At 65.8% G+C, this 9,059-nt stretch carries 6 protein-coding genes; 2 read left to right on the forward strand and 4 right to left on the reverse strand.

All coding sequences use genetic code 11. The features are described from left to right. Window positions 1–125 precede the first annotated feature (125 nt). The 4 genes from EB084_02410 to EB084_02425 are packed head-to-tail and all read right to left on the reverse strand — an operon-like array spanning window position 126 to window position 4,627. Window positions 126–1,553: an O-antigen ligase domain-containing protein gene (locus EB084_02410; protein ID NDD27104.1), complete on the reverse strand. Its 1,428-nt coding sequence runs from the start codon at window positions 1,551–1,553 to the stop codon at window positions 126–128. Next, entirely contained in the window at window positions 1,502–2,557 is a 1,056-nt protein-coding gene (locus EB084_02415) for a hypothetical protein (GenBank protein ID NDD27105.1), read from the reverse strand. Before EB084_02415 ends, EB084_02410 begins: the two co-directional genes overlap by 52 nt. Next, window positions 2,529–3,410 carry a glycosyltransferase gene (locus EB084_02420; GenBank protein NDD27106.1) on the reverse strand — a complete coding sequence of 294 codons (882 nt, stop codon included), beginning with the start codon at window positions 3,408–3,410 and terminating at the stop codon, window positions 2,529–2,531. The genes EB084_02415 and EB084_02420 overlap by 29 nt, the downstream gene beginning before the upstream one ends. Beyond that, on the reverse strand, window positions 3,410–4,627 hold the full coding sequence (locus EB084_02425) for a hypothetical protein (protein ID NDD27107.1): 1,218 nt from the start codon (window positions 4,625–4,627) through the stop codon (window positions 3,410–3,412). Before EB084_02425 ends, EB084_02420 begins: the two co-directional genes overlap by 1 nt. A 134-nt stretch (window positions 4,628–4,761) precedes the next feature. On the opposite strand from EB084_02425, the gene EB084_02430 reads away from it, so the two are divergent. Beyond that, a complete protein-coding gene (locus EB084_02430) occupies window positions 4,762–5,535 on the forward strand; it encodes a WecB/TagA/CpsF family glycosyltransferase (protein ID NDD27108.1) in 774 nt (257 codons plus the stop codon). Between the two features lie 415 nt (window positions 5,536–5,950). Continuing rightward, entirely contained in the window at window positions 5,951–8,935 is a 2,985-nt protein-coding gene (locus tag EB084_02435; GenBank protein NDD27109.1) for a glycoside hydrolase family 9, read from the forward strand. Window positions 8,936–9,059: the final 124 nt, after the last annotated feature.

The raw sequence follows: 9,059 nt of genomic DNA on the forward strand, positions 1-9,059 counted from the left end.
GCCGGCCAGGGCGACCCGCGGGTCGACCGGGGAAGGCAGGGCTGCGATGGGTTCCATCGGGGTGTCCAGCATGGGGGGGCTCCTTTTGTAAGTTCGACTCAATGAGGTCGGCAGGAAGCGGGGGGTCAGGCGTGAGAGGTCACCGCGCGGCGGTCAGCGCTGCTGAGGGGCGGGCGCAGGGTGCTGTTCGAGGAGGTCCGCACGGTGGAGGCAGGTCGATGCGCCAGGACCATGGCGAGGGCGGTCGTGATCGCCGCCATGTCGATGACAGGCGATTGCCGCATCACCCATTCGAGGGTTCCCGTGGCGAGCACGCACAGCCAGCCTGCGAGAAGCGCGTGGAGCGCGACGGCATCGGTGCCCCTTCGACGTCGCCCCTCACGCCACGCCACGGTGCAGATGCGGGCGGCGGCGAGGAGGGCGATGGCGAGACCGACCCATCCGGTCTCCGCGGCCGTGAGAAGATAGATGTTGTGGCAGACCCCCGCGCTGCGCTCGTTGCGCAGTACGCGGAGATCGCGTCGGTACACGGGGTTCGTGCTGAGCACGTCGGCGTAGCAGTTCAGCCCCACGCCCAGCGGGTTGTCATCGGCCATCGCGAGCGCGGCGTCGTTGAACTCATGGCGCGCTTCACCGCTTGCGGAAGGCGCGTTGGCAAAGCGTTCCATCACGGGGCCCGAGAGCGCGAGCCCCATGAGAGCCAGGCAGATCAGCAGCATCATTCCGAGCCTGCGGGCGCTCGGGGTGGCGCCATGGCGAACGCCGGTGAGCAGCGCCCCGATCAGCGAGAGGGGCAGAAGGACGAAGCCGGAACGTGACATGGTGAACATCACGCCGAGAGAGAGCGCGAAGACCGAGAGCACCGTGAAGCTGCGTTCCCCTCGTGGCAGGGCGGGTTCGCAGAGGGCGCCGGTCAGCAGCAGGGGAATGAACAGAAAGGTGAAGGAGGGCAAGGTGTTCGAGTGTGGGAAGAGCGCGTTGACGCGCGGCACGTGCAAGATGACGCGCTGCGCCACGGTGATGACCGAGAGCGATGCCGCCAGCGTCAGGAATCCCCGCCATAGCCAGCGCGTTGAAGTTCCCGTCGTGAGCGCGCTGGAGACGCACCAGTAGATGAGGCAGGCCTTCAGCAGGGTGAACATGGTGCAGAGCGAGAGCGTGGGGTCGTGCGCGGCCGCGGTGGAGAGGCTGCCCACGACGACCAGCGCGGCGAGGGGAAGGGGTTCGTGCGGGACAAGGCGCACCCGATGACGCTCTGCGACGATGAGCGCCATCGCCAGCGCGACGCAGAGCACATCGGTGAGGTGCACGATGAAGCCGTCCTCTGTGCCGCGATAGTCGGTCAGAGTGGTCAGATGGATGCTTGCCCCCGGACCGAGCGCGGTCGATACCACCAGGGCGCACAGAAGCAGGCCACGAGCGGTGGCGCTTCGAGCGGCGAGGCAGGTCAACGTCGGTATGGCAATCGCGCAGAAGAGTCCGAACACGAAGAACTTCATCGTCAGCTGTAGCGCCTCCACGTTCGCAGGAACCGCGCGCTCTCGCGGTCCCACGACGGGTCCTGCCGCGTGGTGAGCAGGGGGGGGAGCGCGCGGTAGAGATGCTCGCGCGGATACGACAAGGAGAGACGTCCCTCGCGCAGGTTCTGCACTGCGTTTCGCATCCAGCGGGAGGGACGGTTGAGACCGGGCTCGCGGTGCGACCGATCGGCAGCGCACGCCTGTCGATCTCGATACGTGCGCCCGGCGCGAACCTGCTCGACGTAGAGGAAGACCTCGGTCCAGTCTCGGGCCAGCGCTTCGAGCTCGTCATCGCTCGGTCGACGGGCGGGGAGATCGTCGGGCTTCAGCTTGAAGCGCAGGGCGCTGCGGTGCAGTGACAGCACGCAGGGCGCAAGGGGCTGCTCGGCGAGGAGGGTGGCGAGACGCTCATCACGCCCATCGCACCGGGGCGTGAAGCGCCCGTGCGCGATGAGCAGCGCGTCCCCGAGCGCCAGCGCGCACTTGTAGAAGTTGCGACGAATGAAATCGACGTCCGGCGTCGGCTCGAGACGACGCGCGATGCGCATCGACCAGAGCAGCCCTGCACCGCGGTTGAGCAGCAGGCGTGTTCCTTCGACGCAGGGAAGGGGATCTGCGAGATGGGCGGGCGCGTGGGCCGTGATGATGTTGGGAGGGCCGTGGAGCACGATATGGTCGGCCAGCAGGTCCTGCCACATGAGCGAGCACGGCCAGCGCTCGATGTCGGCGACGGTGAGAGGGCGGCCGAAATCGATCTCGACCCCGAGCGCTTTCTGCTGTCGCTCGCGCAGCGGTCGCAGTCGTGCTTCTTCCACCGCGCCCCTGTGCTTCATCACGAGGAGGAGATCGAGATCGTTGTAGGGCTGCTCGAGGCCATTGCGAAAGATCACGGCACCCTCGCCGCGACCGTATCCGCCCCCTAGCACCAATGCGGTGAGCGGTGCGCCGATCGTGCGACGAACGTCATCGGTGAGCGCCCGCAGCGCGACCTCGAAGCGCGTGTTGAACTCAGGCGTTGCGTGTGGTGCGTATCTCACGGCTGCTCTCCTCTCGTAGCCCCTCGATGAAGCCGCGCCAGCGCCCCGTCGTGGCGATGAGTCGCAGCAGCGGCGCGGCCGCCGCGGCGTCGAGACGCCGCTCTCGTATGCACCAGGCCAGGTCGGCCACCACCTGTCGTGCGTAGGGAAGAACGGCATATCGAATCAGCGATCGGCGCCATCGCGACCAGGTGAAGATGTGCGCCTCCGCCTTCCCCTCGCCGTGCTGTCGGCGGTAGAGCTGACCTGGCGTGTAGTTGTGTGAGTGCGTCGCTCTGGCTTCGGCTGCGTAGCGAATCGAGAAGCCCCTCTGGCGGGCCCGCCACGTCCAGTCGATGTCCTCGGAGTAGCAGAGCGCCTCGTCAAAGGGCAGCCAGCGCCAGACGTCTCGGCGAATGGCAGACGCCGCCATCGAGAAGCAGCACCGCCACCGCTGCTGTCGCGCGCCGTCGCCATAGGCCTCGAGGGTGTCTCGTGCCCAGAGAGGGTGACAGAGCGGGCGAGGGTCCTGTCGTCCGAACACGGCCGCCACACCGGCCGCGTCGAAGCCAGAGAGCAGGGCTCCCAGCCAGTTCCGCCCGATGGGCGTGCAATCGGCGTTCACGAATGTCACGATGTCTCCCTCAGAGCGATGCATCGCCTCGTTCAGAACACGACCGGGCACGTAGGCGCCCTCGGGAACGTCGATGATGGTTGCGCCGTGGGCCGCTGCGGCGTCGCGGGAGCCGTCTGTCGACGCATTGTCGAAGACGAGGAGCCGATGCCGCACGTGCTGGGCTGAGAGTGCGGCGAGGGTGTCGCGTATCAGGGGCATGTCGTTGCGCGCGCGCATCACCACGAAAGGGAGCGCCATCAGCACACCTCTTCGGGGCGTAGGGAGGCGATGATGTCGTGCTGCATGACGGCGTACAGATCGTCGAGACGCCGAGGCGTCGGGGCTGGCGTAACGTTGGTGGCGAAGGTCGCGCGTGCGGTTTCGTGCCCAGGCGCGTAGCCGTGCATGCCCGCCACTGGCGTCTCTCCCATGTAGCTGGGGCAGAGCAGCACGCCCGGATCGAGGAGAAAGAACAGATCGCCGTAGCGACGATCATCGAAGTCCACCTCCCAGGCACGCAGCTGCGCGTCAGTGACGATGTGTCCGCGTGGCTCGGTCTGCAGCACTTCGGTGATGGCGTCACGCCCTCGTTCGGTCAGGAACCAGAAGCGCGCCATCGTGGCATCGTACATGGCCGCGTAGTCGACGCCGAAGCCGAGTCTGAGCCGCTCGATGCGTGAGACGAGGTCGCACGTGTTGTGAACATCGGTCATCCCGTGGTCGCTGAACAGGAAGACGCGAGGCTCGTACCAGCGCCGGGCCATGGCCAGTACGCGAGACAGCTGGGTCTCGTACCACGAGAGATGCTGCTGCACGGCATTCGATGCGGTTCCATGGGCATGTAGCAGGGAGTCGAGGGCGGCGAGATAGAGGTAGGCGAATCGCGGGCGGCCGCCATCGAGGGCGTCGATGAGGTGCTCCACGTTGCGCTCTTCGGAAGCGCGCCAGTCCGACAGGAAGAAGGGGATGTTCTCGTGGCGCAGCCAGTCGAAGATGGTGGGGGCTCCCCCCACAATGCCGCCGGGCTGATAGATGTCTTTCTTCTCGAGGTAATCGAAGAGGTGAATTCGATCAAAGGGGAGGTTGTACAGCTGGAAGTACCCGGTGAACCCCCTCTGACGTGCGACCCAGCGGCTCAGGAGACGTCGCACCCGGCTTCTGCTGGTGAGGGTCTTCGGCAGCGCCGCGAGCATGGTCATATCGGTGAACGGTGACCGTTCGGGCGCATACGACCAGAAGGCAAGATGGCCGTGATCGCGTGGCATCTTGCCTGTGAGGATCGTCGGGCCGCAGGTGCAGCTGTAGCCGAACACGGTTTCAATCGGTGTTCGTATCGGCAGGGCGTCTTGCAGGAACGGTCGGTTGCGCACGATCTCCCAGCCCAGTGCGTCGATGAACACGCACAGCGTGAGTGGAGGTTTACGTGATGCGATCATGACGGGAATCCTCCGGTGAGTAAGGGGTGAGGGGTGCATTCACGCTACCCGCGTCTGTTCGCCGGCAAACCGCTGCGACGGATTCAAAGCCGGTTTTCGCGGGCGCAGATGGGGAATCTGCCTCAGTGCCGGCTGTTCTTTCGCCGAGCACCCGCGTCGGGGGAGAGCCTCTCATGACCTTACAGTCAGCACCCGATTTTCGGCTTCTCGGGGTTCGCATCGACAACATGCCCATGCGCCAGGCGCTGGCCGAGATCGTGTCGACGGCGGCGAGCGAGGGCACGCCGCCGTGTCAGATGGCGTTTGTGAACGCGCACTGTCTCAACGTCGCCGCGCGCGACCGTCGATACAGGGAGGTCTTGAACGGTGCGCGACGGGTGTTCGCCGACGGGGTCGGCGTTCGGGTCGGGGCGCGCGCGCTGGGAGTTCGGGTGCGCGAGAACGTGAACGGCACCGATCTGTTTCCCAGGCTGTGTCACGCCCTCGAGGCGGTCGACGTGGGCGTGTTCCTGCTCGGAGCGTCGCCACGAGCGGTGCAGGGAACGGCAGACTGGATCATGCACGCCCACCCACGCCTTCGCCTCGCGGGTGTCCATCATGGCTTCTTCTCGAGGGGCGAGAGCGATGCCGTGGCAGATGAGATACGGCGATCTGGCGCAAAGCTGCTCCTTGTCGCGATGGGCGTGCCGATGCAGGAGCTGTGGATCGATGCGCATCTGCGTCGCGCAGGCGTGCGTGTTGCGCTGGGCGTGGGGGCGCTGTTCGATTTCTACTCGGCATCGGTTCCCCGCGCGCCCGGGTGGATGCGCGCGCACGCACTCGAGTGGGTCTGGCGTCTCGGTCTCGAACCGCGGCGCATGTGGCGCCGGTATGTGCTCGGCAACCCACGGTTCCTGCTGCGCGTTGCGGGGCAGGCCTTGACGAGACGTTTTCAGCACGAAGGCTGAGAGGTTGTCGGGAGAGGGGGCGTCAGACAGGCGGCGCTTTTTTTTCTTTCAGCGACAGCGTCTCTTGCGAACGGGTTCAGCATTGAATGCGATTGGCTGCAAAGCAAGGCCGGATGGGCGTGAGCGCGTTTCACAGCGTTGACGGCGCGCGAACCCTCTGGTAGATTCCGGACGTGACGGTGAGCGCCGCGCCTCGCGCGGTGGCTTGTTGCACAGGGGCGCGCAGCGTCACGCTGGTTCGTGAGGGCGGCGCGCGGCAGCACATTCGTTGCGAGGTCTTCTGATCTCTCGATTTCGGGGATGTGCCGTTCAAGGGGATCGCTGGGGAAATCTACCTGCCTGGCCTTGCTGTTCCGTTTTCTGGAAACTCTTTCCGGGATCGGATAGCGGGCTTGCGGAAAGGTCGTGTCATACGATGTCCCGGTTCTTCATGTCGGAACCCTCGGGGAGGGCCGCCCGTTGGCGCCTCTCCCTGGCTGTCTCCCTCGTTCTCGCTACGCTCCTGCCCGGTTGCGGTGGTGGCGGATCTGCTTCGACCGGATCCGCTGGCAATCCACTGGCGGGGAGCGCAACGTCAACCTCTGGCGGGGTCTCATCGACGAAAGCCGATGTGCGCCTCTCTGCTCATACCCCTGGCGCGTCGGCCTCGAAACTGCAGTCGACGGCGCCCGCATCTCAGGCACCTGCTGAGGTGTCTCTCGACGTGCCGCCTGTTGGCTACAACGCCCTGAAGATCGTCTCTCCCACCATGCTCGAGCTCACGCTCGTCAACACCGCGCCCAGCGTGGGGGCGGCGCCCACCAGCTGGAACTTCGTCTCGGGTGGAACCGCCACGCTGCCTTCCGCGAGCGCGTTCGTCGTGACGGTGGGCGGCCAGACCGTTCCGGTTTCGACGGTGGGCTTCAAGCGCCGCCCGCTGTATGCACCGGATCGGGTGTACGATCTGCGCATCGGCAACTACCTCTACCTGCAGCTGTCGACGCCCATCAGCGATGGCGCGGCGGTGAGCGTCACCAATCCGGGGAACACGCTGTGGCCGTCGACCATGCTCTGGCAGGCTTCCGCGGCGCCCACCCGCTACAGCCCGGTGGTTCACGTCAACCAGGAAGGCTACGTGCCGGCTTTTGCAAAGAAGGCCACGGTCAGCTATTTCCTGGGCAGCCTGGGCGAGCTGAACATCCCGTCGACCACATTCCAGGTGCTCGACATGAGCGGACAGAGCGTGTTCTCGGGCACGCTCACGGCGCGGCCGGAACAGGGGCTGTCCACCACACCGCCGCTGTACCAGAAGGTGTATGTTGCCGATTTCACGGCATTCAAGACACCGGGTCAGTACCGCCTGTTCGTTCCGGGACTGGGCGCGAGCTATCCGTTTCGCATCGATGACGGCCTGGCGGGAGACTTCGCGCGTGCGTACGCGCTCGGTCTCTACCACAAGCGCTGCGGCACCACCAACGCACTGCCGTTCACGCGGTTCGTGCACGGGGCGTGCCACATCCTCGCGGCGCAGATCCCCACGCTCGATCCGATCTTCGCGAACACCCAGTCGTTCCTGAGCGCCTTCGTGTCGGTGGCTTCTGACGCGTATCAGACCGCGCAGAAGATGACGGATACCTCGAAGTCATTGTACCCGTTCGTCAACTCGGGCACGCAAGATGTGCACGGCGGACACCACGATGCAGGCGACTACAGCAAGTACGCCATCGACGTGGCACAGCTGGCGCACCATCTGCTGTTCGCGGCCGATAACTTCGCCGGCGTGGCCCAGCTCGACAATCTCGGGATTCCCGAGAGCGGCGACGGGCAGAGCGACATCCTGCAGGAAGCCATGTGGGAGGCCGACTACCTCGTACGCAACCAGGATGCCGACGGGGGCTTCTACTTCCTCACCTATCCGCGCGACATGAAGTACGAGTACAACATGCTGCCGGATGACGGCATCGTACAGGTGACCTATCCCAAGAACACCAGCGCCACTGCCGCCTGCACCGCGGCCCTGGCCGAGATGGGCTCGTCGCCGCTGGTGAAGGCTCAGTTCCCCACGAAGGCGGCGGCCTACATGGCGGCGGCCAACAAGGGGTGGACCTTCCTCAACAATGCCTGGGCGAAGTACGGTCGCCAGGGCGCCTATCAGACCGTGACCTTCTACGGCCTGGTGTTCAGCGACAAGGACGAGATCGCGTGGTGCGAGGCGGCCATGTACGCGGCCACCAACGACCCGAGCATCTTTGCGATGCTGAAGGCCGACATGCCGGATCCGGCGTCGTCGACGCTCAGCCGCTGGGGCTGGTGGAGGCTGTTCGAGGGATACGGGTGCGCCATTCGCGACATCGCGTTCGCGGTGAAGAGCGGTCGCCTCCCCTCGGTCGACGCCACCTATCTTGCGGCTTGCCAGGGCCAGGTCGCGGCGGGTGGACAGGACCAGCTCGGATTCACCAATGCGAGCGCCTTCGGCGTGGCCTACGCCTCGGCAGACAAGCGATATGGAAACGCGGCGTGGTACTGCGCGGGCGATCGTGCCTTCGACATGGTCGTGGCCTACCAGCTCAACCCGTCGCAGGCGCTGCTCGACGCCATCGTGAGCAACGTCGACTACGAGCATGGCAACAACCCCGTGAACGAGTCGTTCATCACGGGCTGCGGGTGGCAGCGACGTCGTGAGATGGTCGATCAGTACTCGAAGAACGATCGGCGCCAGCTACCGGCCTCCGGCGTTCCCATCGGCATTCTCACCAACGTGATGCCGGTGCTGAGCACCTACGGCACCTCGCTTCGCGATCTGACCTACCCGGCCGACAGCAGCACCACGCCGGGGTACGGCATCTACGATCGCCTGACAGACACCTGGAACGTACAGACCGAGATCGTCACCAGCCTCGCGGCAAGTGGTCTCGCATCGGAGGCGTTCCTCATGACCCTCACGCCGGTGAAGAGCCAGGCCTGGAAGGCCCCTTCGGCCAGCATCTCGCTGTCCGGAGCGGCGGCGATCAACACGCCCGTCACGGCGACGTTGAGCGTTCCCGGTCTCGACCTCTCGACGGCGAGTCGCATCGTGTGGGAGGCGGCAGGGCAGCAGCCCATCTTCGGGGGCGCCAGCATGACCTACGCACCCACCGCGTCAGGCGCAGCCTGGGTTGAGGCCGAGGTTCAGTGGCCGGATGGCCGGCGCGCGTTCGCGTCGCTCGACTTCTCGGTCTCGTCGACATCGCCGAGCCCGACGCCTACGCCAACGCCCACGCCGACGCCAACGCCTACGCCGACACCCACGCCGACGCCTACGCCGACACCCACGCCGACGCCTACGCCCGCCTACGCCGACGCCTACGCCGAGTCCGTCGCCGACCCCCTCGTCGACCACCTACCCGGTGAGCGTGTCGACCGCCTTCACCGTGAGCGGTAGCATCACGAAGCTGTCGTCGAATGTGGTGTATGTCTCCTCGTACGGCATCACCGCCTACATGCCCGCTTCCCTCGCCACGTTCAATGTGAGCGGTGTGACGAAGACCTACAGCCAGCTGGCTGTA

It is taken from the genome of Pseudomonadota bacterium, from assembly GCA_010028905.1.
GTDB lineage: Bacteria > Vulcanimicrobiota > Xenobia > RGZZ01 > RGZZ01 > RGZZ01.